The sequence below is a fragment of the Natronorubrum tibetense GA33 genome (assembly GCF_000383975.1).
Taxonomy (GTDB): Archaea; Halobacteriota; Halobacteria; order Halobacteriales; family Natrialbaceae; genus Natronorubrum; species Natronorubrum tibetense.
The window spans coordinates 2494398-2521305 of the sequence record NZ_KB913017.1 but is presented as its reverse complement, the minus strand read 5'-3'; the positions used below and the strand labels follow the sequence as shown (position 1 = coordinate 2521305).

Annotated in this window: 26 protein-coding genes; 13 read left to right on the top strand and 13 right to left on the bottom strand. The window is 64.1% G+C overall.

All coding sequences use genetic code 11. From position 1 onward, the window contains the following. Window positions 1-78: 78 nt before the first annotated feature. On the bottom strand, window positions 79-330 hold the full coding sequence (locus tag NATTI_RS0113075; protein ID WP_006089914.1) for a hypothetical protein: 252 nt from the start codon (window positions 328-330) through the stop codon (window positions 79-81). Window positions 331-617: 287 nt separating this feature from the next. On the opposite strand from NATTI_RS0113075, the gene NATTI_RS0113070 reads away from it, so the two are divergent. Next, window positions 618-1367 (top strand): TraB/GumN family protein, encoded by a 750-nt coding sequence (locus tag NATTI_RS0113070; RefSeq protein WP_006089913.1) that lies wholly within the window; start codon window positions 618-620, stop codon window positions 1365-1367. 73 nt (window positions 1368-1440) lie between these two features. Here NATTI_RS0113070 and NATTI_RS0113065 read toward each other — a convergent pair whose 3' ends face one another. The 3 genes from NATTI_RS0113065 to NATTI_RS0113055 all read right to left on the bottom strand — a co-directional run bounded on the left by NATTI_RS0113065 (window position 1441) and on the right by NATTI_RS0113055 (window position 3327). After that, window positions 1441-1758 carry a HalOD1 output domain-containing protein gene (locus NATTI_RS0113065; protein WP_027119151.1) on the bottom strand — a complete coding sequence of 106 codons (318 nt, stop codon included), beginning with the start codon at window positions 1756-1758 and terminating at the stop codon, window positions 1441-1443. Window positions 1759-1941: 183 nt separating this feature from the next. After that, window positions 1942-2292: a DUF7577 domain-containing protein gene (locus tag NATTI_RS0113060; protein ID WP_006089911.1), complete on the bottom strand. Its 351-nt coding sequence runs from the start codon at window positions 2290-2292 to the stop codon at window positions 1942-1944. Window positions 2293-2439: 147 nt separating this feature from the next. After that, window positions 2440-3327: an acyltransferase gene (locus NATTI_RS0113055; RefSeq protein WP_006089910.1), complete on the bottom strand. Its 888-nt coding sequence runs from the start codon at window positions 3325-3327 to the stop codon at window positions 2440-2442. 195 nt (window positions 3328-3522) lie between these two features. On the opposite strand from NATTI_RS0113055, the gene NATTI_RS0113050 reads away from it, so the two are divergent. The 7 genes from NATTI_RS0113050 (at window position 3523) to NATTI_RS0113020 (ending at window position 10044) form a co-directional block, all read left to right on the top strand. After that, window positions 3523-4647: an MGH1-like glycoside hydrolase domain-containing protein gene (locus NATTI_RS0113050; protein WP_006089909.1), complete on the top strand. Its 1125-nt coding sequence runs from the start codon at window positions 3523-3525 to the stop codon at window positions 4645-4647. A 217-nt stretch (window positions 4648-4864) separates the two neighbouring features. After that, entirely contained in the window at window positions 4865-5005 is a 141-nt protein-coding gene (locus tag NATTI_RS26550) for a hypothetical protein (protein ID WP_006089908.1), read from the top strand. Window positions 5006-5009: 4 nt separating this feature from the next. Beyond that, entirely contained in the window at window positions 5010-5993 is a 984-nt protein-coding gene (locus NATTI_RS0113040; RefSeq protein WP_006089907.1) for a YeiH family protein, read from the top strand. Window positions 5994-6438: 445 nt separating this feature from the next. Then, on the top strand, window positions 6439-7419 hold the full coding sequence (locus NATTI_RS0113035) for a PstS family phosphate ABC transporter substrate-binding protein (protein ID WP_027119150.1): 981 nt from the start codon (window positions 6439-6441) through the stop codon (window positions 7417-7419). 8 nt (window positions 7420-7427) lie between these two features. Beyond that, the gene (gene pstC / locus NATTI_RS0113030; RefSeq protein ID WP_006089905.1) at window positions 7428-8357 is read left to right on the top strand and encodes a phosphate ABC transporter permease subunit PstC; all 930 of its coding nucleotides are present in this window, start codon (window positions 7428-7430) and stop codon (window positions 8355-8357) included. Further along, a complete protein-coding gene (locus NATTI_RS0113025) occupies window positions 8357-9217 on the top strand; it encodes a PstA family ABC transporter permease (RefSeq protein WP_006089904.1) in 861 nt (286 codons plus the stop codon). The genes pstC and NATTI_RS0113025 overlap by 1 nt, the downstream gene beginning before the upstream one ends. After that, window positions 9214-10044, top strand: a complete 831-nt coding sequence (locus NATTI_RS0113020) for a phosphate ABC transporter ATP-binding protein (RefSeq protein ID WP_006089903.1) — start codon at window positions 9214-9216, stop codon at window positions 10042-10044. The genes NATTI_RS0113025 and NATTI_RS0113020 overlap by 4 nt, the downstream gene beginning before the upstream one ends. 12 nt (window positions 10045-10056) lie before the next feature. On the opposite strand, the gene NATTI_RS0113015 is transcribed toward NATTI_RS0113020, so the two are convergent. Then, complete coding sequence (locus NATTI_RS0113015; protein ID WP_006089902.1) at window positions 10057-11484, bottom strand: hypothetical protein; 1428 nt, start codon at window positions 11482-11484, stop codon at window positions 10057-10059. A gap of 172 nt (window positions 11485-11656) precedes the next feature. On the opposite strand from NATTI_RS0113015, the gene trpB reads away from it, so the two are divergent. Next, the gene (gene trpB, locus NATTI_RS0113010; RefSeq protein WP_006089901.1) at window positions 11657-12808 is read left to right on the top strand and encodes a tryptophan synthase subunit beta; all 1152 of its coding nucleotides are present in this window, start codon (window positions 11657-11659) and stop codon (window positions 12806-12808) included. A 60-nt stretch (window positions 12809-12868) separates the two neighbouring features. Here trpB and NATTI_RS0113005 read toward each other — a convergent pair whose 3' ends face one another. From NATTI_RS0113005 to NATTI_RS0112990, 4 genes are all read right to left on the bottom strand, one after another. Then, window positions 12869-13279 carry an HIT family protein gene (locus tag NATTI_RS0113005; RefSeq protein WP_006089900.1) on the bottom strand — a complete coding sequence of 137 codons (411 nt, stop codon included), beginning with the start codon at window positions 13277-13279 and terminating at the stop codon, window positions 12869-12871. A 79-nt stretch (window positions 13280-13358) separates the two neighbouring features. Beyond that, the gene (locus tag NATTI_RS0113000; protein ID WP_006089899.1) at window positions 13359-14420 is read right to left on the bottom strand and encodes a glycosyltransferase family 4 protein; all 1062 of its coding nucleotides are present in this window, start codon (window positions 14418-14420) and stop codon (window positions 13359-13361) included. 386 nt (window positions 14421-14806) lie between these two features. Next, complete coding sequence (locus tag NATTI_RS26105) at window positions 14807-15646, bottom strand: hypothetical protein (RefSeq protein ID WP_027119149.1); 840 nt, start codon at window positions 15644-15646, stop codon at window positions 14807-14809. Window positions 15647-16118: 472 nt separating this feature from the next. Beyond that, entirely contained in the window at window positions 16119-16736 is a 618-nt protein-coding gene (locus NATTI_RS0112990; RefSeq protein ID WP_006089897.1) for a hypothetical protein, read from the bottom strand. Window positions 16737-17036: 300 nt separating this feature from the next. Here NATTI_RS0112990 and NATTI_RS0112985 point away from each other — a divergent pair, with 300 nt between their 5' ends. Continuing rightward, on the top strand, window positions 17037-18872 hold the full coding sequence (locus NATTI_RS0112985; protein ID WP_006089896.1) for a S9 family peptidase: 1836 nt from the start codon (window positions 17037-17039) through the stop codon (window positions 18870-18872). Window positions 18873-18908: 36 nt separating this feature from the next. Here NATTI_RS0112985 and NATTI_RS0112980 read toward each other — a convergent pair whose 3' ends face one another. Beyond that, complete coding sequence (locus tag NATTI_RS0112980; RefSeq protein ID WP_006089895.1) at window positions 18909-20651, bottom strand: acyl-CoA synthetase; 1743 nt, start codon at window positions 20649-20651, stop codon at window positions 18909-18911. Between the two features lie 9 nt (window positions 20652-20660). Beyond that, entirely contained in the window at window positions 20661-21617 is a 957-nt protein-coding gene (locus NATTI_RS0112975; protein ID WP_006089894.1) for a cyclase family protein, read from the bottom strand. Between the two features lie 302 nt (window positions 21618-21919). Between NATTI_RS0112975 and NATTI_RS0112970 the strand changes: the two genes are divergently transcribed. Next, window positions 21920-22936 (top strand): lysylphosphatidylglycerol synthase transmembrane domain-containing protein, encoded by a 1017-nt coding sequence (locus NATTI_RS0112970; protein ID WP_027119148.1) that lies wholly within the window; start codon window positions 21920-21922, stop codon window positions 22934-22936. 36 nt (window positions 22937-22972) lie between these two features. On the opposite strand, the gene NATTI_RS0112965 is transcribed toward NATTI_RS0112970, so the two are convergent. Beyond that, the gene (locus NATTI_RS0112965) at window positions 22973-24034 is read right to left on the bottom strand and encodes an NAD(P)-dependent glycerol-1-phosphate dehydrogenase (RefSeq protein WP_006089892.1); all 1062 of its coding nucleotides are present in this window, start codon (window positions 24032-24034) and stop codon (window positions 22973-22975) included. 127 nt (window positions 24035-24161) lie between these two features. On the opposite strand from NATTI_RS0112965, the gene NATTI_RS0112960 reads away from it, so the two are divergent. After that, entirely contained in the window at window positions 24162-25334 is a 1173-nt protein-coding gene (locus NATTI_RS0112960) for an MFS transporter (protein WP_006089891.1), read from the top strand. A 52-nt stretch (window positions 25335-25386) separates the two neighbouring features. On the opposite strand, the gene NATTI_RS0112955 is transcribed toward NATTI_RS0112960, so the two are convergent. After that, window positions 25387-26376: an NAD-dependent epimerase/dehydratase family protein gene (locus NATTI_RS0112955; protein ID WP_006089890.1), complete on the bottom strand. Its 990-nt coding sequence runs from the start codon at window positions 26374-26376 to the stop codon at window positions 25387-25389. A gap of 117 nt (window positions 26377-26493) precedes the next feature. Here NATTI_RS0112955 and NATTI_RS0112950 point away from each other — a divergent pair, with 117 nt between their 5' ends. Continuing rightward, window positions 26494-26907 carry a GIY-YIG nuclease family protein gene (locus NATTI_RS0112950; RefSeq protein ID WP_006089889.1) on the top strand — a complete coding sequence of 138 codons (414 nt, stop codon included), beginning with the start codon at window positions 26494-26496 and terminating at the stop codon, window positions 26905-26907. The last annotated feature ends 1 nt before the right edge of the window (window position 26908 follow it).

Sequence of the window (26908 nt, the reverse complement as noted above, 5' to 3'; positions counted from 1 at the left end):
CTCGTTCTCCGTAACCTGACTATCGACTCGTTCTCCGCGATCGATCCTCGAGCCGATTCGCGAGGAGACGGCGCTCGCTCAGCGGGTGAGCGTGCCCCGAAGATAGACCGCATCGTCGGTGATCGATTCGATACTACCCTCATCAAGCGGGTGGGCGTCCTCGCTCTTCGTCGCCCAGCCGAGTTTCGCCTTGATCGTCACCGCGATGCCCGGATCCGGTTCGACGTAGCCGCGATTATCGTGGACGTCCACGAGTCGGCCGATTTCGGTCCCGTCGGCGTTCAGGACCCGTTTTCCCTCGTCGGTTTTGGTGAGCGTCTCCTTGGTCATTGGTTAGCCAGCGGTCCGCCCACGCGCCGAACCGATCGGGCGTCGTGCAGTCGAGTGCAGTCCGCCGACGATCGGCAGGCCGGTGGCCGAACCGGATATCAGTCGCAAGGATGCACGAACAATAAAGCGGCAAAACCGTTCCCGTCTCCCATCCGACAGTTACGCCGGAACACGCCACGATCGTAGGAGTATGTCCTCCTTACTGCCGAGAACGCGCGTCTGACGCCAGCCTGTAGTCGACGACAACAGAAGGGTTATGCCGGTAGTCACGTATTACCAGTCGATCAATGGACGAATCTCCCTCCGTCGCCGCGTCGTTCGACGACCCCCGGATCACCCCCCAGTTCTGTCGGCGGGTGACCGGACCGTCGGGTGACTATCTCCTCCTCGGCGTCGTCCACGACCACCCCGCAAGCATCGCTCGCGTCGAGCGCGTCCTCGAGTCCGTCGCGCCCGACACACTCGCTCTCGAGTTGCCGACGGCCGCCCTTCCCCTCTACCGGGCCTACGCTCGCGACGGCTCGGACGAAGCGCCGCCGCGGTTCGGCGGCGAAATGAGCGCGGCGATCCGCGCCGCGCCGGACGCCGACATCGTCGGCATCGACGCCCCGAACTGGTCGTTCCTGCGCCGGCTCGTAACGCGCCTGGTCGCCGACCGCGTCTCGACGTCGACGGCCAAACGCGTCATCTCGAGTCTCGGCGGCGCGACGCGAGAGGCGCTAACCTGCCGGGTCGCCGCGACACTGACCCACGCGACGTCGATGACGATCACCTGCGACGATCCGATCGAGTACGACTGCGATCACGACGACTCGCCGGAGCGACAGGCCGACCACGAGCGCTCGCATGTCGCCGGCGTGCAGGCGCTGCTCAGCAGCGTCCAAACCGACGACAGCGCGCTCGCCTACCGCGACGAGACCCGCGAGCGGTGTATGGTCGACCGCCTCGAGGACCTCCAAGCGACCACCGAGGGCGACGTCGTCGCCGTCGTCGGCGTAGATCATCTCGCCCGACTGGCGGACGAACTCGAGAACTGATCGCGGCCGCGGCTCCGTGGGGGTCGTCGAGATTGGTTCTACGTAAGAGTATGAGAACTCGAACCGCCGACCGCTACCGTCGTACGGGCGGTTCGATCAGAATTTCGCCGTCGCTGTCGACCGTGACGGCGTGGTCGCGGACGGTAAACGAGAGCGTGCCGCCGTGTCGCGGGCGGCCGTCGTGGCGCGGCCGAAAGAGGGCATCGAGCGCGTCGGGATCGACGCTGTCGTAGAGCGAGAGTCGGCTGTCGGTGACATCGACACCCAGGCAGTCGGAAAGCGCGTGAACGACTGTCGTGCTGATCGTCGCCGGACCGGACGGGTCGTGCATCGCGCGATACACCGGTGGAGAGCGGGACTGCGAGACGTGCGGGGAGTTCTGTCTGTACATACCTGTTCGTCGTCGTGTCACTCTCACCCTTCGGAGACCAAAAGCGTAACCGTTCATTACCGGCCGAACGTGGAGAGATCCCCTCGGTATTCGAATCTGTTTTGCTGACTATTACTATTTACGACCATTCGTCGGTCGGTTATCGCCGAGGGGACCCGCGGGTTCCCGAACTCGAGCGACGACTCACCGCCGAAGCGTCGAGATGCAGTTCCAGCAGTAAGTGAACGTCTGATCGGCCTCGTTGCGCGCGCCGCAGTGTGGACACTGAATCGTCTCGCCGTCGAACTCGAGGTCCTGTCTCTCCTCGAACTCCTCGGGGTCGTCGACGTCGTCCGCTGCGTTGGGGTAGCGGTCGGGACCGGGCGAGCTGTGAGGGCTCGCGCGGTCGGGATCCGCGAACGACGGCGATCCGGTGCCCTCGCTGGGCGCGCCGGCGTTCTCGCTGTCCTCCCCTTTCGCATACACGTAGTACAGTAGCAGGTGTAAGAGGGTGAACAGCACCACGTAGCCGATGAGCCAGCCCCAGAGCTCCATCACCGTGGTATTAGTTCTCAAGGCACTTGGATATTCCCTGCATCACCGCAAGGAGAGAGTCGTGTCGGGACGAATATACTGTCTGCTGGTGGGTGTGCAACGACAGTGGCGGGGAAAACGAGGTCGAGGTCGGAAGCGACTTCCTCGCTACAGATCGCGACCAAACTCGTCGAAGACCTCGAGATCGTCGGGGAGGTCGTACTCGATGCGTCGCTGCTCCTGACGGTTGACGCCGGCGTCCTCGATGGGGATCGCGGCGTCCGCCCAACCGGGTTTGATCTTGACGCTCTTGGCCGGCATGCCGATGGCGATGTGATGGGCGGGAACGTCGTGCTGGACGATGGCGCGCGCGCCGACGATGGCGTTCTCGCCGACTTTACAGCCCGCACGGATCATCGCGTCGTAGGTGAGCCGGACGTCGTCCTCGACAACCGTGTGGTAGTTGCGAACCGCGGTCTGGTCGACGACGTCGTGATCGTGGCTGTAGACGTGGACGCCGTCCGAAACCGAGACGCGGTCGCCGATGGTGAGTTTCCCGCGGTCGTCGAGGTGGACCTCGTCGTGAATGACCGTGTTGTCCCCGATCGTAATGTTGTGGCCGTAGGTGAACGTGATTCCCTTGAAGAACCGGCAGTCGTCCCCACACTCCTCGAAGAGGTGGTTCGCGAGCATCCGACGGAACCGCAGCGCAAACTCGACGTTGTCCGCGATCGGCAGGCTGTCGAACTGTCGCCAGAGCCATTGGAGATGTTTCGATCGACGGAACCGTTCTTCGTCCTTCTCCGCGTAGTACTCGCTCTCGAGGGTGGTGTTACAGGGATCGTAGCTCTGCAGTCGAACGCGCTCAGCGGCCGACATCGACTCGCCGGCCTGCCAGCGTTCGTAGGCCTCGCGATCCCCCGAGAGATCGATCAGGACGTCCTCGACGACGGCGCACGTGTCCTCGTCGCTCGACAGCCGTCGATCGACCTCGTCGATGAACTCCCGCATTCCCGCTTCCGCCTCGTCGGGAAGCGAGACGTACCGCTTTGTCATACCCCGAGGTATTGCTCGCCGTGTTGATAGGGGATTCGGTTACGGGGACGGCTTGCCGATGCGTGCAGACGACCAGTAGACGCAGATTTCGTCGGTACTCGCGGTGACCGCACCGCCCGCGACGGGTGCTCGAGTCGCGGACCGCCATCCTGTGCAGCCGGGTGGCACTTCCGAACGCATGCCCTTGGACGGATCATGGAGACCGTTCGGACCGGCCGCTACTACGCTCGAGAGCTCCAGCGACGGCTCGCCCACTACGTCGAGAAACGCCGATACGGGTTTCGAGATTACGGCTCGCTCGAGCGCGCGGCCGAGACGATCCTCGCAGACCGGGCCGAACGGGGGTTCGAAGCGGGCGGCCACTTCCGCGGCGTCTGGCCGCGAGACCTTGCGTTCGGCGTTCGCGGGCTCTCCGCGGCGGGATACGAGGAGGCCGTCGCCGAAACCGGACGGTGGCTCGTCGACCAGCTCTCCGACAGCTCGGTATTTTACACCGACTTTCACGATCGGTTCCACGCGGCGTCGCCGGCGGAGGGCGTCGACACGTTCCCCGCGCTCGTCTTACTGCTCGCGGAGTGTGGCTGCCTTCGCGAGCACGCCGACGCCGTCGCCGACCTCGCGGCCGTCCACCGCGAGCGGTTCGTCACCGATGGACTCGTCATCGGGTCAGGAAGCTCCTGGTGGGATTCGGTCGCCGGCCCCCGGGAGGCGTACAACACCGCGATGTTGCTCGCCGCAGTCGAACGACTCGAGGAGCGATCCGTCGAGACGACGTTTACGGGCGAGTCGTCGACTATTCGAGCGGCGCTGTACTCGCAGCTCTGGAACGGCCGCTACTTCGACGAACGTCGCGGCGCGGGTCGCCGTTCCGGCGACGGCAATAACCGTAGCGGCGGTCAGTCGGTCCTCGCCTGCGACGCCAACGTCGTCCCGCTCTATCTCGGCGTCGTCGACGACGACCGCGCGGCCGCGATCGTCTCCTCGCTCGAGCGTCTCGAGACGCCGCGCGGGCTGGCGATGCGCGCCGAACCGTTCTCGCACGCGGCGGTCCACCCCTTCTTCGTCCTCCACCGGGACTACCACTATCACGTCTGGCCCTGGAACAGCCTCATGTACGCCGTCGGGCTCCGACGGTACGGCTACGACGACCGCGCTCGGCAGGAGATCGAGCGCGTCGAGGCGCTGCTCGAGCCCTACGGGAACTTTTTGGAGGTCTGTACGCTCGAGGGCAAGCCCTACGTCAAGCGCGGCTACGCGAGCGCCGAGGATTTCACCGTGGCCGCGGCGCTGTGGACGGAGTACCACCGGCGAACGAACTGAGACATCGCCATTCCGTTCACTATCGGCTGCAGCGTTGGATCGAACAGCCTCGAGCCGGAACCCACCCCCTGGGTCTGTAGATCGCCGCGATGCTTGGTGCCTGTCAGCATCCCTCATTAATATCCGGGGAGCCACGTCACAGAAAGAAGAAACGCTTGCTCCTATCTTCGACGAGATAGACAACGGTTAACTGCGACGGCCCGTGCAGGTCGAATACATGTCGAGCGATGACTATCGGTCGTTCGTCGACTCGCTGACAGCGCGCTGGTCGGCGCTCGAGCGCGACTGGAAGAGTGTCGTCGTCGGTGGCGTGATCGTCGCGCTGATCGGTGCGCTCGAGCTACAGATCCCCTGGTGACGAGATGGCCGTTCGACGACTCCTTCCGGGACTGTTCGCGCTCTGTCTGGGCGCGCTGGTGGCGCGAACGCTCGCGACGGCGCTGGGCGTCAACCACCTGCTCTTCGCGATCGCGCTCGGTGTTCTCGCGGCAAACGCCGTCGGTATTCCCGCGCGACTCGAGGCAGGGATCGCGACGCACAACCTGTGGCTCGGTGCCGGCATCGTTCTCATGGGGGCGTCGATCTCGGTCGAAACCGTCCTCGAGGTCGGCGCACCCGTCCTCGTCTTGCTACTCGCCGCGGTCGGGGGTTCCCTCGTCGCCGTCGAACTGCTCGCGCGGAACGTCTTCGGGTTACCCGACCGATTAGGTTCGCTGCTCGCGGCCGGAGCGAGCATCTGCGGCGTCTCGGCGGTCGTCGGGGTCGCCGGAGCGATCCGCGCTCGAGAGGAACAGATCGCGTACGCGGCGGGGACGGTGTTGCTGTTCGACGCGATCACGATCGTCGTCTATCCGTTCCTTGGCGATCTGTTGGGGCTGTCCGGAACGGTGTTCGGGATCTGGGCCGGCATCAGCATGTTCTCGACGGGCCCGGTCGTCGCCGTCGGTTTCGCCCATTCGGACCTGGCTGGACAGTGGGCAACGGTAACGAAGCTCTCCCGAAACGCGTTGATCGGCGTTGTCGTGCTCGTGTACGCGAGTTATTACGCTCGGAGCCAGGGAAGCGGCCGCCCCTCCGCCCGAACGCTCTGGGACGAGTTTCCGAAGTTCGTCCTCGGCTTTCTCGCGCTGGCGTTCGTCGCGAGTGTGGGCGTTCTCTCGTCGGCACAGCAGGCCTCGATCGAGAACGCCTACCACTGGCTGTTCATGCTCGCGTTCGTCGGCCTCGGGACCGAAATTCGACTCGCAGATCTCCGGAACACCGGTATGACTCCCGCTCTCGTCGTTCTACTGGCGCTGATCGCCACCAGTTCCCTCTCGCTTGCGGTGTTACTGGTACTATTTTAGGGGGCGATCGGCGTCTGTTCAAGACGACGAGGTGGCAAACCGGCATCGTGTGCGGGACGAATTCTCGTCTCGGGCGACGATCGGTGATCGATAGCCTGTGACTTCGGAACCGGTTCAACTGTGTCGAAGGTGTCGGCAATATCTTCCACGTCGGCGTATCGGGCCGACGGTGGCGAAAGCGACGATTCGCCGACCCTCCCGGACGCCGTTCGCCGATCACCTCCTCGAGAAGTCATTCGCGCATTGATTAGTCCCCTTCGCGAGCCCCCGTCATTCGGCGAATAACGCGTCTGTATCCCCGGGTTACTGTTTGAAAAGAGTGGTAATTTCGGTTGTGTGAGTTACACACGCACGACATCGAGAGCTTTGCCGGCTTCGGGGGATAATCCGAAGAATTGCTGACTAACGAGGGCATACAAGCCCCTAGCGGCAATCCCGGATAACTGTGGAACGAACCTATTCACGTCGTTCTGTATTGCAACTTGCAGGAGCAGGCTCGGCAGCGTCGCTCGCCGGCTGTACGTCGTTTCTCGATGGGGGCGACACCGTCCGTATCTCCGGCGGAGTCGGGCCGCTACCGATGGTCGAAGTATGGGCGGACATCTACGGAGACGAAACCGACACATCGTTCGATATCTCCGGCGGGGGGACCGGTGTCGGCGTCTCGGACGTTTTCAACAACCAGGTCGACATTGCGATGATGGGGCGCGAACCCGAAGGCGAAGAGGTCGATCAAGGACTGTTCGCCGTCCCGATGCTCATCGACACCGTCGTCGGAACGGTCAATGCCGACAACCCGGTCATCGACGAACTGCAGGAGAACGGGCTCAGCCGAGCGGATATGGAGGCCATCTTCACCAAGGAAGTGGATACCTGGGGCGAGGTCGTCGACGCCGATGTCGATGAAGAGATCACCGTTTACGGTCGCTCCGATGCGTCAGCCGCGTACAAACAGTGGGGCGATTTCCTCGGCGGCGAAGACGACGCCTACAGCGAAAACGAACTCGAGAACCTCTCGGACGGAAACCACAACGGCGACCAGCAGGTCGCCGAGGCCATCGCTGGCAACGAGAACGCGATCTCGCTGAACAATATCAACTACGTCTACGACCTCGAGAGCGGCGAACTCGAGGGCGACGTTCGTCCGATCCCGCTGGACCGCGACGGCGACGGAGAACTCTCCGAGGAGGAGGACTTCTACGAGACCCGCGACGAGTTCCTCGCCGCCGTCGAAGCGGGACAGTATCCCGCACCACCGGCCCGTGAGATGTTCCTCGCGTCGAACGGCGACTTCGACGAGGACGCCCGCGAGTTCGTCGAGTGGGTCCTCTCGGACGGACAGGAGTTCGTTCGAGACAACGGCTACGTCCCGCTCGAGGACGACAGGCTCGAAGAGGCACAGGACAACCTGGCCGAGGGGCCGTAAGCTAACCGATGGCGGAGACGACGGAATCACGCAGCGACGGTCGCCTCGGTCGGCGACTGCTCACGGAGCGGCTGAGTAGCCACTGGCTCCGGGGTGCGGGATACTTTGCTATCGGGCTGTTCGTCCTGATCGTCCTGACGCTGCTCTACCAGTCGCTGCCGTTGCTCTCGGAGTACTCGCTGGTCCAGATGCTGACGTCGTCGAACTGGGACCCCGCACAGAACGAGTTCGGCTTCCTGCCGGCGATCGTCGGCACGATATACGTGACTATTCTCACGATGGCCATGGGAACGCCGATCGCGATCCTCGCAGCGATCTACATCGCCGAATACGCCGAGGGACGGGCGAAGACGCTCGTCTCGTCGTTCATCGACGTCCTCGCAGCGATCCCCAGCGTCATCTTCGGACTGGTCGCACTGATCGTGGTCGTCCCCTTCGTCGGCGACTACCTCGCACCGGCCGTCGGCTCGAGTGCGACCGGGCTCGGCATCTTCACCGTCAGTCTCGTGATGGCGATCGTCGTCACGCCGTTTATGATCTCGTTATCGGTCGAGTCACTCGAGGCGCTGCCGGACGAACTCCGGGAGTCCTCGCTCGGCGTCGGCGCGACGCAGTGGGAGACGATCAGAATCGTCCTGCTGCGGGCCGCCGGTCCCGGTATCTTCTCGGCCGTTCTGTTGGGTTTCGGTCGCGTCTTCGGTGCGACCATCGTTCCGGCGATGCTCATCGGCGGGCAGACCCACTTGCCGAGTTCGCCGTTCGCGACGGGACAAACGCTCCCGACGCTGATCGTCAACGACTTCGGTGAACTGATGTCGCTGCCGCTCACCCAGTCGGCACTGATCTTCGTCGGTCTCATGCTGGTTATCGTCGTCTGGCTGTTCAATTTTGGCGCAATGCTCCTCCGGCAACGACTCCAACAGAGGTGGCAGTTCTAATGGACCGTTACACCGAGCAGCGGCTCTTCAGTGCGCTCGCCCGCGGAGCCGCCGCGCTCGTCGTCGCCGTGATGATACTGGTTGTCGCCGTGACGATCTTCAGGGGCGGCCGCGTCTTCCTCACGGATCCGGCGATCGCGATCACGCCGCCGGGCTCTCGATACATGCTCGAGGGTGACGGCGGATTCCTCCATGCGGTCCTCGGGAGCATCTTCATCGTCGGCCCGGCGACCGTCGTCTCGGCCGTACTCGCCGTCTCGACGGCGATGTATCTCCAAAGCGACTACTCGAGCGAGCGCTTTTCGGACGCGGTGAACATGTTCCTGAACGTGCTCTGGGGGACGCCACCGATCGTCTACGGGGTGTTCGTCCTGACGGTGATCATCGCGATCGGCGCCCGAACGAGCCTGTTCTTCGGGATCGTCGCCATCGCGATCTTCCAGTACCCGATCATGACTCGGTACACCGACGAGGCGTTGCGATCCGCACCGGACGCCGTCCGGGAAACGACGTACGGACTCGGCGCGACGCGATTCGAGACCGCAGTTATGACCGTCCGCGCGGCACTGCCGGGCGTCATCGCCGGAATCATCATGGGCTTCGCTCGTGGCATCGGCGACGCCGCGACGGTGCTGTTCACCGCCGGTCGAAGTACGAACATGCCGGGCGGCCCATTCCAGGGGGCGACGACGCTGCCGGTTCTCATCTTCGATCAGGCGATGTCGTTCAACGCCGAAGTTCGGTCGCATGCCTACGCGGCGTCGTTCGTCCTCATCGTCGCCGTATTGAGCCTGATCATCGTCTCGAAACTGCTCGCCGGGCGATACGCACGGTACGCCCCAGGAGGTCGCCACTCATGACCACGAACGCTGCACTCACCACGGAGAACCTCGCCGTAACGTACGTCGGAGATCGCGAAGTAGACGCGCTAAAGGGCGTCTCCCTCGAGTTCCCGATGAACCAGCTGACGGCCATCATCGGCCCCTCGGGCTGTGGGAAATCGACACTGTTGAAGTCGCTGAACCGGCTTCACGAGATCCAGCCCCACGCCGAGGTCTCCGGTGACGTACATCTGGGTGAGCAGTCGGTCTACAACACCGACGATCCGGTGCCAGAGATCCGCAAACAGATCGGCTACGTGCCACAGACGCCGACGGCGTTGCCGCTGTCGATCTACGAGAACGTCGCCTACGGGGTGAAGATCCACGGCGAGTACGACTCCAAGGAGGAACTCGACGACCTCGTCGAGACCTACTTGCGGAAAGTGAACCTCTGGGAGGAGGTCAAGGACCGACTCGATACCCCCGGGGCGGAGTTATCGACCGGCCAAATTCAGCGCCTCTGTCTCGCTCGGTCCCTGGCCGTCGAGCCGGACGTCCTCCTCTGTGACGAGGTCACCTCCGCGCTCGACCCCATCTCGGCCGAGTCGGTCGAGGAAACACTCGAGTCGCTCAAGGAGGAGTACACGATCATCATGGTCACTCACAGTATGGATCAGGCCAAACGGCTCGCCGACGAGGTCGTCTTCCTCTATCTCGGCGAACTCGTCGAGGCGAACGACACCCGATCGTTCTTCGAGAACCCACAACACGAACGAACACGGGAGTTTGTCAAGGGTCACACCGCCGTCGAGTACACCGAATCCGGCGGTGTGTCGACGACGGAATCCGCGACGGCCGACCGATAGCGCGCCCGCTTCTCAGAACTCCGATTTCTCGTCCCACTCGATCGCGTACTCGTCGACGATATCGCTCGTGATCGAGTCGAAACGATCGAACGACAGCGGCGGCAAGTGTGGGTGTCTGTCCTCGATCTCCTCGGGCAGATCCCGATGGTAGCGAACGTGCGTCTCGATGTCGTAGGGAAACTCGTCGGTATCGACGCCGACGAACCCGTAGTCGGTCCGCGCGTTCGAGAGGACCTCCAACCAACGATCCGTCGAGGCCAGTCCGGCCGACTCGACACCGTGGCCGAACAGCGTCGCCCGGACCTCCTCGTAGGGGTCGGTGTTGTGGAGGTACTCCTCCAGAAAGTCCGCGTCGGACTCGGTGTTGAACGCGGCCCAGTAGGGAACCGAGCCGGTTCGGATGGTCCACCACGGCTCGACTAACGCGAACGACTGGACCAACAGGCGTTCGACCGGCCGGTCCCGCTCGGCGTAGCGCTCCCGGTACCAGTCCGCGACGAACGGGCTCAGATCCCGCGGGTCGTCGAACGAGAGCCGACGCAGGTCGTACCCCTGCTCGACCGCGATTCGCTCGAGGTCGTCCCGGAGTGCCGTATCGAACCCCCACTCAGCTTCGGGCAGTCGACCGTCGGTCTCGGGAACGTCCCACTCGCGGATCCCGGCGTCCTGTCGTGCGAGGAAGCCAGCGACTTTCTCGCTGCCCTCGTAGTACTCCTCCGGCTCGAGGCCGCCGAGACCGCCGACCTGAAAGCTGTGACGGTCGCCCAGTTCGATCTTCGGCCAGTCGTACTCGCACTCGAGCGAGATGATCGTCCCGTCCGACGAGAGCACGGTGTCGATGAACGCCTCGTAGGCGTCGCCCAACGTGCGGGATTTCGTCCGGAAGTAGGCCAGCTTCTGGACCATCAGCCGATCCTGATTCGGATCGTGCATCTGGTGGACGGAGACGTCGGGGTTCGCCTCGAGGAACGGCTTGGCGTGTTCGATCCCCCAGTGAATGTCCTCGCGGATCGCGTCGGGGTCCATGTCCCGACGAACCGGGACGAGGAACGTCTGGGGCAGGTACGGGACGCCGAGCATGGCCGCCAGATAGACCGCCGCGCCGTTGCTCGAGCCGACGACGACTGCGGGGTAGCCCTTCTCGGGGTACTGGTCGACGACCCACTCCCGAAACGTCTCGACGTCGACGTCGCCGAGGTCGTCGGGCGAGACGCCCTCGTTCGCGCCGCCCCGGGTGTAGATTCCGGTTCGCGCTTTCCGGGGCAGGTGGTTCAACTGCGCCGCGACCGGCGTCAGTTTGGGGTGAATCATCCCGAGACCCGGGAATTCCTCGCCCCGAAGGTATCTGGCCGCGGCCCGGACGAACACCGTCGTCGAATCGAAGTTCGGCAGCGCGGGCGGCGTTGAACGCTCGCCCGCGAGGAGACTCGAGACTCTCACGTTGCCGTCACCTCGCTCACTCGTCGACTCGCGTCGGGACTCGCTGGAGACATGGCTAATGCAGGTCGCCCCCTACCACGAACGGTCGGATAAGGCTGAAGCTGGCAGGAGACGCCGATTGTCGCCCCGATCGTACAGAACGTATTTGTCACCGGCGTTCCACTCTCGACGTATGTCTGACGGCGCATTCGAGGGCTACGGCGGGCGACACGTCCCGGAACCGCTGCTGGAACCGCTCGAACAACTCGCGGCGGCCCACGACGACGTCGCCGAAAGCGACGCATTTCAGGCGGAACTGGACGACGTACTCGAGACGTTCGCCGGCCGGCCGACCCCGCTGTACCACGCGGCGAATCTGAGCGAGCGCTACGGTGCTGAAATCTACCTCAAGCGCGAGGATCTGCTTCACGGCGGCGCACACAAGATCAACAACTGTCTCGGGCAGGCGCTGCTCGCCAAACACGCCGGCCGGGATCGACTCATCGCCGAGACGGGCGCTGGCCAGCACGGAACCGCGACAGCGATGGTGGGAGCCCTGCTCGGCCTCGAGACGGAGATCTACATGGGCTCGAAAGACGTCGCCCGCCAGGAGATGAACGTCTTCCGGATGCGGCTGATGGGCGCCGAGGTCAACGAGGTGACCCGCGGGGACGAAGGACTGGCAGACGCCGTCGACGCGGCGCTCGAGGACTTCGCGCAGAACGTCGACGACACGCACTATCTCGTGGGCAGCGTCGTCGGGCCCGACCCGTTCCCGCGGATGGTCCGGGACTTCCAGAGCGTCATCGGCCGCGAGGCCCGCGAGCAGTTTCAGGACCGAACGGGCGACCTGCCCGACGCCGCGGTCGCCTGCGTCGGCGGCGGCTCGAACGCCATCGGGCTCTTCCACGCCTTCCGGGACGATCCGGTCGAGTTCTACGGTGCCGAAGGCGGCGGCGAGGGGAGCGACTCGAGTCGACACGCGGCCCCGCTCGCGCAGGGACGAGACGACGTCATCCACGGGATGCGTACTCGAGTGATCGACGACAACGTCGAGGTGCACTCCGTCTCCGCCGGGCTTGACTACCCCGGTGTCGGCCCCGAACACGCCATGTTCCGCGCTGTGGGCCGCTGTGAGTACACCGGTATTACGGACGAGGAAGCGCTCGCCGCGTTCCGCGAGTTGAGCGAAACGGAGGGGATCATTCCGGCCCTCGAGTCCAGCCACGCCATTGCACGGGCGATCCAACTCGCCGAAAAGGGCGACCACGACACCATCCTCGTGAATCTCTCCGGGCGCGGCGACAAAGACATGGGGACCGCGGCATCGAAGTTCGATCTGTAATTGGTCGACCGCTGTCACTCCTCCCCAGAAACGACACTCCACCAACGATCGACGTCGCAGTTAGAGTAATTCTTGCACGCGAGTCGCCAGCTCCGACGCATCGTCGGACTCGAGCCGGTCCCGCGGTAGCGAGAGCGAGACGTCGTCGTCTGCGGTCCGCGGCAGGAGGTGGACGTGTGCGTGATCGACGGTCCCAACCAGCGGACCGCTGGTGTGGAAGACGCTGAAGCCGTCGGGATCGAGTGCCGCTTCTAACGCGGCCGCGACTGTCCGAACCGATTCGAAGATAGCCGTCGACGTTCCGTCCTCGAGCGCCAACAACTCCGGCTCGTGGACGCGGGGTATGACGAGACTGTGGCCCCGGACCGCCGGGTTGGCGTCGAGAAACGCGATCGTTCGGTCATCCTCGTAGAGTACGTGCACCGATTGGTCACCGGCGGCGATTCGGCAAAACTCACAGTCGTCGTCCATATCCGGTTCTGCTCGCGAACGAACATATAGGTATCTCTGTACGAACGGTCCGCTGCCCAGTCGTCCTCGAAACATCGGTCTACAACAGTCCGTGCTCGTCCTGCAGCGTCCGGTACTGCTCGAGATATCGATCGGCGACCACCGACTCGTCGTAGTCGGCGAACCGGTCGTCGAACTCGCGGTACTCCAGATTTCCGGCCTCGAGTATCGCGTCGGCCAGTTCCTCCTCGCTCGTCGTCCGGAAGCCTCGGTCCCAGCCCTCGACGAGTTCGTGGGCGCTCGAGTCGGCGTGGTACTCGACGATGCCGACACAGCCCGACGCCAGCGCCCAGCACATCTCCGTCGGGAACACACAATGTTCGGCCGTCTGGGCAAAGACGTGCGCGCCGCGGTAGACCGCGATGCGCTCCTCGAGCGACAGGTCGCCGACGAACGTGATTCGGTCCTCGATCCGGAGATCGCTCGCGAGGCGTTCGTAGGCCGCCCGTTCCGGGCCGTCACCGACGACGGTCGTGGACCAGTCTCGGCCGCGAAGTTCCGCCAGTCCGAGCAGTAAACTCTCGAGATTCGCCCCCTCGTCGAGTCGGCGGGCGTAGACCACGTCGACTCGGTCCCCCGGTGTCACCGACTGGATTCGGTCGATATCGATCGGGTTCGGCACGGTCTCGACGTCGTCGCCGTCGGCTCCGCGCTCGCGGACCCACGTGGCGACGAGTTCCGACGGAGTGACGAGCCGGGCACCGCGTTTCGTCGCTCGTCGCGTCCACCGATCGTCGGCGACGCCGCCGTCCCCGTACCACTCGACGAGCAGCGGCGCACGAGCGAGCGTCGCGCCCCACCCGGCCGCGAGCACCGCCGTCGCGGGCTGGGCGTTCGCGTGAACGACGTCGGCCCCCGCGGCCGCCAGATCGAACGGCAGTCGCAGACAGAACGAGCGGCGTGCGTCGACGTCATCCGTCACCGCGTGGTACGTAATCTCGTCTCGCTCGAGCGTCGGCGACTCGTCGTTCCAAAACCTGGCACAGAAGCAGTGAACGTCGTGGCCGTGATCGCGGAGGACCTCGAGAATTGTCTGAAACCGCTGGTTCGTCTCGGTATCGCGGTGGTGTACCGTGTCGATCGAGACGAACGCGATGCGCATGTGGCGCGGAACGTAGCGCCGGGATAAAAAGTCACTTCTTTCGGCCAGTTGGCGTTCGGACCGACGCTGCGGTGGGAAACTGACTCCCGAAACGACGGGTGCAGCATCGGATCTAAAGAGTCAGTGATTAGCCGGTTAGAGCTTACAGGGCAGCTTTCTTCTCCGTATCGTCTTCGGCGTCAGCGTCCTTCTTGTCGTCCTTTTCGTCCTTCTCGTCCTTCTCGTCGGCGTCTTTCTTGTCGTCTTTCTCGTCGGCGTCCTTCTTGTCGTCTTTCTCGTCGGCGTCCTTCTTGTCGTCCTTTTCGTCCTTCTCGTCCTTCTCGTCGGCGTCTTTCTTGTCGTCTTTCTCGTCGGCGTCCTTCTTGTCGTCTTTCTCGTCCTTCTCGTCAGCGTCCTTCTTGTCGTCCTTCTCGTCCTTTTCGTCCTTCTCGTCGGCGTCCCTTCTTGTCGTCTTTCTCGTCGACGTCCTTCTCGTCAGCGTCCTTCTTGTCGTCTTTCTCGTCGACGTCCTTTTCGTCCTTCTCGTCAGCGTCCTTCTTGTCGTCTTTCTCGTCGACGTCCTTCTCGTCAGCGTCCTTCTTGTCGTCTTTCTCGTCGACGTCCTTCTCGTCAGCGTCCTTCTTGTCGTCTTTCTCGTCGACGTCCTTTTCGTCCTTCTCGTCAGCGTCCTTCTTGTCGTCCTTTTCGTCCTTCTCGTCGGCGTCCTTCTTGTCGTCTTTCTCCGCCACTACTTTGTCATCTTTCTCCGCCACTGCTTTGTCGACCTCTTCGGTCGTTGTCGTCGTTGTCTTATCTGCGTGATCAGCGCCACACTCGAGGGTCAGCTCCTTCCCGTCGAGGGTCAGCTCCTTCCCGTCGATGACCGCTGCGAACTCGTAGGTGCCGTCCTCGAGTCCGCTGATCGTGACGGTCTCGTCGGCCGGGATCGTCACGTTCAGCGACTCGGGATCGAGTTCGGTTGCGAGCGCTCGATCCGCTGTGCCGTCAGTCTGTGATCCGGCTTCGGCAGTCACCTGAATCGTAGACTGCGTACCCTCCCAGATGACGTTCGTCTCGGCTGCCGCGTCATTCGGGTTCGTGACCGTGATCGTTCCCGCGTCGTCCACGCACTCGCTCTCGATTAACAGAGAATCGTGCGCCGTCTCCTGCGAGGTGGCGACGCCGCCAACGCTCGCGACCGTGAGACCAATTACTACCAGGAAGGCAAGCAAGACCGCCCCCCACACTCGTTTCGATTTAGCTCCCGCTATCCGTCCGTTTTGTTTCGTACTCGTGTCTCTCATAACTTCGGTACGGTGAGAGCAGACGCGAGAAGACCCCTTTGTTATGACAAGCAGACAGCAGGCGGCTCAGAGCCGATAGCGCCGTTCTTTCGCAGGGTTTAATCCCCTATGAATAATAGGAAATAAATGAGGAGGCAATCTTTGGTTTCGGGGCGTTACTATCACGAGTTCAGTACCGTTCAGTCATTGTAGAGCCGCGAAAACGACGAATGCGGGTCAGGATAGGGCAATGGAGTGTCGTAATCACCCGCCGAATCGGCAGACTGTTTCTATCGTTTCCGAACAGGATATCGAGTATTACCACCGCACCTCGGATCCAAAATCGGCTTTCAGCGGCAGAAAACAGGACCGTCGTGCCGGGCTTCTCGAATGGACGAACGGAGTCGAGAGACGCTGGTGCTCGCCAGCCGATCAGTTAGTCATCGTCGCCGAAGTTGAGCATATCGCTGAAAAAGCCGGTGATCCGATCGACGATGCCGTCGTCGTCTCCGGTATCATCGTCTCCGCCGGCAGTCCCATCATCTGCGTCTTCGATATCGTCGTCACCGTCGGACGTGTCGTCCGTATCGCTCCCTTCCTCCAGGCCCTCATCCGCAGCGTCGTCCGACTCGGTATCGTCGGTCACCGAATCGGCGTCGTCGTCCGTCGCGTCATCGTCTGTCCCGTCGCTCTCATTTCCCTCTTCGTCCTCGGTTACGTCTTCATCGTCTGCATCGTCCTCGCCGTTTTCGTCCTCGTTCTCGTCAGTAGCGTTGCCTTCGTCTCCGAAGTCATCCGGATCGTCGCTCTCGTTCGATTCGTTACCGATGAGTTCCTCGCCGAGGTTGACCGGTTCGTTGTCCTCCTCAGTGAGGTTCGTGGGCGTCTCGATCTCGCTATCGTTGGCGGGCGACATCTCTCCAGGCGAGAGCCCGGTGCCGACGACGGCAAGGGTCACGCCGAACGCGACGAGCACGACCAACACCGTCACCAGGACCGCCGCGCTCGAGGCGACGCCCTGTTCGTCACCACTGTCTTCACCCGTATCTTGCATTACCCGGGACTACTCGCCCCGAGATGTTTTGTTACGCGTAGCAAACCGTCTCGTGCCACATGATGACACAGTTCCTGACGATGTGCGAATCTCAAACACGTCCTGACAATCTCGAATACTGTATTCAGCTATCGTAATCGAGAGGCACTTTAAGAGTAGTTTAGTCCAGTACGCTTACCATAATATTTCTGTCATACTGATTTTCAGTTGTAGGAGAGTGTAAACGTAGTCCGTCTTTCACGGGAAAAACAACCGTTCCGCAACCAAAACCACTACCGCGCCGAGTCGAGAGGCTGTAATATGGACAGCTACGAAATCGAACGCTATCTCAACATCCGAAGCGCGTACGGCACGTCGTTCGGTCCCGACGGCGACCGACTCTCGTTTCTGATGAACACGACCGGTACCGCACAGCTCTGGACGCTCGAGGAGGCCCAATCTTGGCCCGAGCAACGAACGTTCTACGACGAACAGGTGTCGTTCGCCTCCTGGTCACCGGAACGGCCGGAACTGATCTTCGGGATGGACGAGGGCGGCAACGAACGTGCACAGCTCTTCAAACTCGACGCGGAGACCGGACGGATCGAGAACCTGACCACTAAACCGGACGCAAAACACCGCTGGGGCGGCTGGAGCCACGACGGCGAGCGGTTCGCGTTCGCCTCGAACCGCCGCGACGAGTCGGTCTTCGACCTCTACGTCCAGGACCGAACAGAGACCGGCGACGCGGCCGAACTGGTCTACGAGGGCGACGGCTGGCTTTCGCTATCGGGCTGGAGTCCAGACGACTCCCGACTGCTCGTCTCGCAAGCGTACTCCAACTTCGATCAGGACCTCTACGTGCTCAACCTCGACGACGAGGATTCTACGCTCGAGCACCTCACACCCCACGAAGGCGACGTTCGCTATCAGAGTGCAAGCTGGGCACCGGACGGCGAGGGAATCTACCTCTCGACGGACGAGGGGAGCGCGGACACGCTCTATCTGGCGTACCTCGACCTCGAAACTGGCGACCTCGAGACCGTCACCGACGGCGACGGCTGGAACGTCGGCGGCATCGCGCTGGACGACGAAACGGGTCGGTTCGTCTTCTCCCGGAACGTCGAGGGGTACACCGAACTGACGGTCGGCGAGTTCGACGCCGACGACCCTACCGCGTTCGAAACGTTCCCCGAACCCGACCTTCCGGGCGGGATCTCCGGCGGCGTAAGCTTCGATCCCGACGCCGAGTGCTTTGCGCTGTCGACCACCGGCGATGCGGTCAACACGAACGTCTTCGTGGTCGATCTCGAGACGGGCGAGACCGAGCAGTGGACGAGCGCGCCGACGGCGGGCATCCCACGCGAGACGTTCGACGAGTCCGAACTGGTTCACGTCGAGAGCTTCGACGGACTGGAAGTGCCCGGCTTCTTTACGCTGCCCGACAGCTATGCCGACGGAAATCACGAGGGCGAGAACGTCCCCGTCATCGTCGACATCCACGGCGGGCCCGAGAGCCAGCGCCGGCCGTCGTTCTCGAGCGTCAAGCAGTACTTCACCGATCGCGGCTACGCCTACTTCGAACCCAACGTCCGCGGCTCGGCGGGCTACGGGGCCGACTACGCCGCGCTGGACGACGTCGAGAAACGCATGGACTCGGTCGCGGACATCGAGGCCTGCGTGGAGTGGTTACAGGACCACCCGGCCGTCGACCCCGACCGAATCGTCGCCAAGGGCGGCTCCTACGGCGGGTTCATGGTGCTCGCTGCGCTGACCGAGTACCCCGATCTGTGGGCCGCCGGGATCGACATCGTCGGCATCGCCAACTTCGTCACGTTCCTCGAGAACACCGGCGACTGGCGTCGCGAACTCCGCGAGGCCGAGTACGGGAGTCTCGCCGAGGACCGCGAGTTCCTCGAGAAAATTTCGCCGACGAACAACATCGAGCAGATCGAGGCCCCGCTGTTCGTCCTTCACGGCGAGAACGATCCCCGCGTCCCGGTCGGCGAAGCCGAACAGATCGTTGAGAAGGCCAAAGCGCAGGGCGTTCCAGTCCGCAAGCTGATCTTCGACGATGAGGGTCATGGCTTCTCGAAACTCGAGAACCGCATCGAGGCCTACTCCGCGATCGCGGCGTTCCTCGACGAGCACGTCTAATCGTCCCGACAGTCGCCTCGGAGTTCGGTTCCACCGTTACTCGAGTCCCTCCTCCTCGCGAAGGTCAGCCCGTCGGACCTTGCCGGTCGCCGTCTTCGGTAGTTCCTCGACGAACTCGATCTCTCGAGGGTACTCGTACTGGGCGAGTCGGGTTCTGACGTGCTCCTGTAGGGTGTTCTCGAGCGAAGCCGAGCCGGTTCCGTCGTCGCCCTCGCCGTCCGCGAGATCGGTTCCGGTCGCGGTGACGACGTACGCTTTCGGTACCTCACCACGTTCGTCGTCCGGGACCCCGATCACGGCGGCGTCGGCGACGGCCTCGTGGCCGGCCAGGCTCTCCTCGATCTCCTCGGGACCGATACGGTAGCCCGCGCTGATAATCACGTCGTCCTTGCGGCTCTTGAACGTGAAGTAGCCGTCCTCGTCGACCGTTCCGAGGTCCTCCGTGAGCAGCCAGCCGTTCCGGACCTTCCGCTCGGTGCGTTCGGGCTTGTTGAGGTACTCTTTGAAACAGACGGGGTTCCCCTCGTATCTGACCGCGATCTCGCCGATCTCACCCGTCTCGACGGTCGGCTCCGCCGTTTCGGTGTCGACGATCCTGACGTCGTGGCCCGGCGCAGCGAGCCCCATCTTCCCCTCCCGGAACTCGGCGAGGGCCGTACAGTCACCGACGAGCAGGTTCGCTTCCGTCTGGCCGTACCCCTCGTGGACCGCCGCGCCGTCGAACGTCTCCTCGGCCCAGTCGACGATGCTCTGGCCGAGCGACTCCCCGCCGCTGGGGATCACGCGAACCGAGTCGATATCGTACCGCTCGCTCGGGTCTGGGGTCTGCATCATCATTCGTAACGCCGTCGGCGGCGCGAAGAAGTTCGTCACGTCGTAGCGCTCGAGGATCTCGAACGCTTCCTCGGCATCGAACTGGCCGCCGTCGTAGGCGACGACGGGCTTCCCGTAGTACAGTCCCGGCACGACGACGTCGAACAGCGAGGCGATCCACGCCCACTCCGCAGGCGTGTAGTAGACGTCGTCGTCGCCCAACTCGAGGTTACAAAATGTCGTCAGAAATAACGGCAGGTGGCCGAGCAGCATCCGGTGGGCGTGGCGAACGCCCTTCGGTTCGCCCGTCGTCCCGCTCGTGTACATGATGATCGCGTCGTCTTCGGCCTCGGTGTCGACGGTTTCGAACTCGGTCGAGCAGCCCTCGATCGCATCCCAGAAGCCGCGTTCGAGTTCGCCGTGGACGTCGGTATCACCGAGCGTCAAAATCCGCTCGAGCGAGGGGACCTCACCGGCGGCTTCGCGAACCGCGTCGACGTTGGACTCGTCGACGACGCAGAGGCGCGACTCGCTGTCGTCGAGGCGATACGAAATCGCGTCGGGACCGAACAGGGTCGACAGCGGGATCGAGACGGCGCCGAGCTTCCAGGCGGCGACGTGGGTGAACACCGTCTCGGCCGTCTGCGGTGCGTTGACGCCGATTCGGTCGCCGCGCTCGATGCCGGCGTGGGCGAGGCAGTTCGCCAGTCGGTTCGTCACCTCGTGGAACTCTTCGTAGGTGTACTGTTCACGGTCGCCGGCCGCCGTTTCGGTGTAGAGCGCCACGCGTTCGTCGCCGCGCTCGCCGCCGTCCACGGGGTCCGTCGTCGCCCACCGATCGCAGACGTACGCGGCCATGTTGAACCGGTCCGGTACCTCCCACTCGAATTCCTCGCGCAAATGGTCGTAGTCCTCCCAAGTCGCCTCGTCGAAGTGGTACGCATCGAGTCGTGGTGTCTCGGTCATTGCTTTGGATCACTTGATCGCGATGGGATTGACTGGCGAGCCGCTACCGTGGACGATCTTCAGCGGCGCGCCGACGTAGAGGAAGTCGTACTTCCCGTCTTCGGCGCAGTCGTCGGCGAGTTCGTCCAGCCGGTTGATCTCGTTGAACGTCACGCCCTGGTCGCGCAGGAGCGCACCGTGGAGCGGAAGGAGCGTCTCTGTCTCGTCGGAGACCGTCTGCTCGTTAGCGATGGTATCCGTGCCGAAAGCGGGGACCTCCATTTCGTGGAACCATTCGACGAGCTCCTCGGAGTACGTGATCCCCGGCTCGTCGAACTCGTCGCCGTAGAACGCCTCCTCGCCCTCCTCGTAGTAGAGTTCGATCCAGCCCGTACGGATGATCGGAATGTCGCGTTTCTGCAGTTCCACGCCCTGCTCGTCGGCGCAGTCGAGCAAGTCGTCGAGTTCGATCCGCTCGCCCTTGACGAGCCAGTCTTTGTCCCGGTGGCGGGCGATATCGAGCAGGACGCCGCGACCGACCACACCGTTGTCGGCCATCGGCTCGATACTGCACTTCTCGAGCCCGCCCATGGTCGTTTTCGCGTCGAAGCCGTTGTACAACTGGTCGTCGTACCAGACGTGACCGAGCGCGTCGAACTGGGTCGACCCCTGGAGGAACATGTAGATGACGTCGTCGGCGTACTCAAGCCCCGCGGCGCCCTCCAAATCGAACTTTCCGGAGTCGAAGTGACCCTTGTCGACCTCCATGTAATGGTCCGCCGCCGACCGTCCCGGCCAGACCGGGTCGCCATCGGGACGGCCGATCGGGACGCCGAGGGTAAACGTCTTCCCGGCTTCGACGGCCTGTACGCCCCGAAGCACCTCCTCTTCTGTCAGATAGTTCAATGCGCCCAGTTCGTCGTCGTCTCCCCATTTGCCCCAGTTGCTCGGTGCATTCTCGAGTATCTCGGCGATGCCTTTGGACATTGCTACCACAAGACACTGGCTACGATGCCGCCGATAACTGTTTGGGTCGCTGCACGGCAGACGACCGAACCAGCGAGCACCGAAACGAATCGAGAGGCGACGAACGCCGGGAGTTCGCGTTTAATAGCAACGAATCCACGCTCAACAGCGAACTTTCCACGTTCGACCGTAGAGCGCCACAAAAACGGTCTCGGAACACACCTTGCGTGTTATATTTCTATAAGCAACAGGTATACAATTCAACAAACGGCCAGCCTTACCGATTCAGAGTCGTTAACCCGTCCTCTCACTGTACGGCCTGTATGCGCCGCCTTCGAGCGGTGGCCGGACTCGTCATTGCCGTCGCCGTAGTCGCACTGTTCGTCTACGGTGTCGGCTGGAGGGACGTTCTCGAGCACGCCCGAGGCGCACATCCCGCGATGCTCGCCGCGGCTGCCGGCACCGGTCTCGCCATGTTGGCCCTGCGAGGCGCGCTCGTCAAGCGACTCCTCCACCCCATCGACGGCGCTGCACGCGGTGGCGGGTTCCTCACGGCGTTCCTGTCGGGCTATTTCGCTCGAAGTGCACTTCCGTGGGGTCGCTCGACGGGAACGCCGATCACGGCCTACCTGCTCGCGGCGAACTCCGACTCGGAGTTCGAGGACAACCTCGCGGTCGTCGCCGTCGCGGAGGGGTTCAACCTCGTCGCCAGCCTCGTCGTCGCTACCGTCGGACTCCTCGCCCTCACGATCGCCGCCGGGGCGATCGATGTAGCCGATACGACCGTCGCCATCGTCGGCGGTAGCGGGCTCCTCGCGGCGGGTGCACTCCTCGTCGTCTTCAACCGCGGACTGGCGCGAACCGCCTCCCTTGAGTTCGCCGTTCGGGTGGAAACCGTCGTCGGGAAGCTCCCGCGAGTGCCGGACATCGACGGAACCCTCACGGGACGGATCGACGGCTTCTTCGGGACGCTCGAGACGATTCAGGCCTCCCGGCGGACGCTCGCGGCCGCAGCCGGTATCGCGGTCGCGGGCTGGGTCGCCAACGCACTGCCCCTCTACTTCTGCCTGCTCGCCCTCGGCGTCGACGCGCCGCTCGCGCTGGCGCTGCTGTGTGCGCCACTTGCCTCCTTCGGCGGGATCGTCCCGCTTCCCGGCGGCACCGGCGGTATCGAAGTCGTGCTCGCGAGTTTGCTCGTCGCGACTGCGGGGATCGCCGGCGACGCCGCCACTGCGGGAGCGATCCTCTACCGGCTGACGACCTACTGGCTCCACCTCGGCGTCGGCGGACTCGCCGCCGTCTACCTCACGATCACGGGAACGGAACGCGCCTGGGTGTGAGAACGTAAGTGTAGCCGGCTGGTCCGGATTTTAGGATCAGTCGATAACGCCGGTCACCGTCGCGACCTCCTGGGCCGCCCGCTCGTCCATCCCGTCGCCAAGAATCGTGTAGCGATCACGGATCGCGTGGCAGGTAGTCAGCGACTCGAGGACGGTTTCGTCGTCGATGCCGAGTTCGTCGGCGGTCGTCGGCGCGTCGATGCTGTCGAGGGCGTCGCGGATATCGCGCCAGATCCCCTTCTCGCCGCCGTGCAGGTAGGCCGTCATGATCGAGCCGACGCCGACCTGATGGCCGTGGAGCGCCGCGCCCGGTGCCAGCCGGTCGAGTTGGTGCGAGAAGAGGTGTTCGGCACCGCTTGCGGGTCTCGAGGAGTCCGCGATGCTCATCGCGACGCCCGAGGACATGAGCGCCTTGCTGACGATCCAGGCCGACTCCTCGAGTCCCGGCCGGACGAGATCCGCGTTGTCGACCAGAATCTCGGCGGTCATCTCCGAGAGCGCGGCGGCGTACTCGGAGTACTCGACGTTTTTGAGCCGATTCGCGAGCCGCCAGTCCATCACCGCGGTGTAGTTCGAGATGATGTCGGCACAGCCCGCAGTCGTGAGTTCCCACGGCGCCTGCGCCAGCACCTCGGTGTCGGCGACGACCGCGAGCGGCGGTTCGGCCGCGACGCTGTGGCGGGTGTCGCCGTCCGGAACGGAGCCGCGGTTGCTGATGACGCCGTCGTGGCTGGCCGCCGTCGGAACGGACAGAAAGCCCATCTCGAGGTGGTGACTCGCCATCTTGGCGATGTCGATGGCTTTCCCGCCGCCGATGCCGACGAGGTAAGAGACCTCCTCCGCGTCGGCGATCTCGATGACGTCCTCGACAGCGTCGAACGTCGCCTCCTCGACGGTGACGATCGCGGGATCGATGCCCGCGGCCTCGAAATCAGCAGCGATGGGGTCCGCGGCGACCTCGCGCGGCGTCGGACTGGTCACGAACAGCGGCCGGCCCTGAAGGTGCAGGTCGTCGATGACGTCGACCACCTGATCGATGACGCCGTGGCCGACGACGACGTTTCGCGGCAGGCGAATCCACGTCGATTTCTCGAACATACTGCTGATCACGGAAGGGAACACATAAAATCGTTCTCGTCGATCGGACGCCGGTCCAGGAAGACCGACCCATCGGGAATAGTGACGTACTTGGGGACACTGTTCGTCCGGGCGAACGACGATCCGGATGGCAATTCAGGGCACCGGAATCAGGTACGGACCGCACCTCGCGGCGTTCAGCGTCGGCTACGTCCTCTTCTCGTACGCGTCGGTTCCCGGCGCGGTCGTCGATCGGTTCGGCGTCGGCTACACCGCGGTCGGATTGCTGATGAGCGCGGCACTCGCCGCGTTCGTGGTCGTCCAGCCGCTGGGCGGTCGACTCGTCGACGGACGCGAAACGGTTTCTATCCTCCTCGCGGTCGTCTCGGCCAACATCGCGCTCGCGCTGGTCATGGACCTCACGTCCTCGTTTTCGACGCTGCTCGCCCTCCGCGGACTCTGGGGGCTGGCTGGCGGGCTCGCGGTGACCGTGTGTGCGACCCACATCTCTCGAGTCTACGAGGGGGCGCAGGCGACGTGGCACCAGGGCCTCAACGGCGGGATGTTCACCGGCGGCGGAGCGGCCGCTTTCCTCGTGACGCCGACGCTCGTCGGGGTCAGCGGCTGGGCCGGCGTCCACGCCGCGGGCGCGGTCGTCGCGCTCCCGGCCCTGTTGGTGCTCTGGATCGACCGGAATCGTGCCGATCGAACCCGTCCCGATTCGAAGCCCACGGGGACACAGCAGCGCTCCGACGGCGGGAAACCGGTCTCTGCCCTCGAGATCCTGCGCTCACCGGTCGTCCTCCTGGCGGCGGCCTGCAACTTCGCGACGCTGGGTGCGTACGTCACCCTCTCGACGTTCGTGGCGGCGTACTTCGGCGATCTCGGAATCGCCGGACCGATAAGCGCGGTCGCGCTCGGAATCGCCTCGCTCGGTCGGTTAGGCGGCGGTATCGCGGTGCTCCGACCCGATCTCCCGGACGGCCGGGTGATCGCGGGCGCAGCGACCGTCGGCGCGGCCAGCCTGTTCGTTCTGCTCGTCGGCGACGGACTCGTTCTCGTCGTCCTCCCGATCGTGGCGCTCGCAGCCGTCTCGCTGCCGTTCGGCGCAATATTCAAGACCGCCTCCACGGCCTCGAGTCGCGACGGCACGGCGGTCGCGTTCGTCGTCGCCGTCGGGAACGTCGCCGCGCTTTCCCTGCCCGCGATCACCGGCCACGTTCGCGACGTGACGGGAGAGTATACGCTGGCGTTCGTCCTCATCGGGGCGTTGAACCTCGTGGCGGCCGTCGCCGGACTCGCCATCGCCCGCCGGAACTGAGTGACGGAGCCGGTCAAGCCCGACGCGGGCTCGAGCGCCCGAGCGCCGCGGTTTAAAAGGTATCCAGAATTCCCAGCACCCGCTCTTCGGCCTTCCGGTCCGGCCCGTGCTCGCTGCCGTCGCGGTCGCTCTCGAGGTGGGAGTCGACCGCCCGTTCCATCGCCGCCTCGAGCGGCGTCGACTCCCAGCCCAGCGCGGCGAGTTTCGCCGTCGAGAGGACGTGCGGATACTCCCGATAGATGAGGTAGTCCTCCGATGCGATGTCGCCGGCCGCGAGTTCGCGGGCGCCGGCGGTGACGACCTCGACGTCCGCGTCTAGCTCCGCCGCGATCAGTTCCACCATCTCCTCGAGCGTTACCAGCCGTCGGTCGCCGACGTTGTACGCCTCACCGGCTGTCCCCTCTTCGGCGACGGTCCGCAGCGCGCTCGCAACGTCTTCGACGTACGCGCGGTGCCAGACGTTCGTCCCGTCGCCGGGGACGACGACGCGGTCGAACCGGTTCACCCGGTCGATCCACCAGTCGAGTCGCTCGGTGTAATCGTGCGGGCCGTAGACGATACAGGGACGGACGCTCATCGCCCTGACCCCCTCGTCTGCGGCCGCAACGACCGCGCGGTCGCCCTCCGCTTTTCGATTGCCGTACGTCTCGCCATCCTCGTCGACGGCCTGCTCTGACGTACAGGCCTCGAGCGCCGTCTCACCCTCGCGTTTGGGGATCTCCTCGGAACCGTAGGCCGCGCCGCTCGAGATGTAGACGTACGCCTCGCAGTCCGCGAAGATGCCGGTGGCCGCGCGGACATCTTTCGGGTAGTAAGCGACGCAGTCGAAGACGGCGTCGGGGTCGACCGTGCTCGCGGCCGCCTCGAGCACCGAGTCGTTCGTTCGGTCGCCCTCGACGCGTTCGACCCGGTCGTTCCCCTCGAAGGGATTCTCGTGATTCCCGCGGTTGAGTATCGTGACGTCGTAGCCGTGCTCGAGCAGGTCCTCGACGAGATGCCGACCGATAAAGCGCGTGCCGCCGATGACGAGTGCCGTGTCCATGCCTGAGCCTCGTCGCTGTGGCTGAAAGGTCCAGCGGTCGACGGCGTCGAATCGCGATCACGGCTCCGCCAGGCACGAACCGCATCCGTTTTTGTCGCTGTGGCCGTCCCATCCGCTATGAGCGGTACCTACGTACTCGGTATCGACCTCGCTCGAGCGACGACCATCGAGGTCGGCGCGCTGGGTTGGGTCGAATTCGACGCCGGAGCCTACGCGTACGTCGGCAGCGCGTTCGGTCCCGGCGGCTTCGCTCGCGTCGACCGACATCGAGAACTCTCCGCGGGCGATCGCGACACGCGCCACTGGCACGTCGATTACCTGCTCGGCCATCCCGACACAAGCCTCGAGGCCGCGATTACGTTCCCCGATGCTGACCGGGAGTGCGAACTGGCCGACCGACTTCCCGGCGAGCGCGTCGCCGGATTCGGTGCCTCGGACTGCGACTGTTCGGCCCATTTGCTCGACGCACCCGGACTCGTGACGGTTCGCGACGCCGCCGTGGCCGAAGGCGGTCGCCTTGAGTTCGAGTAGA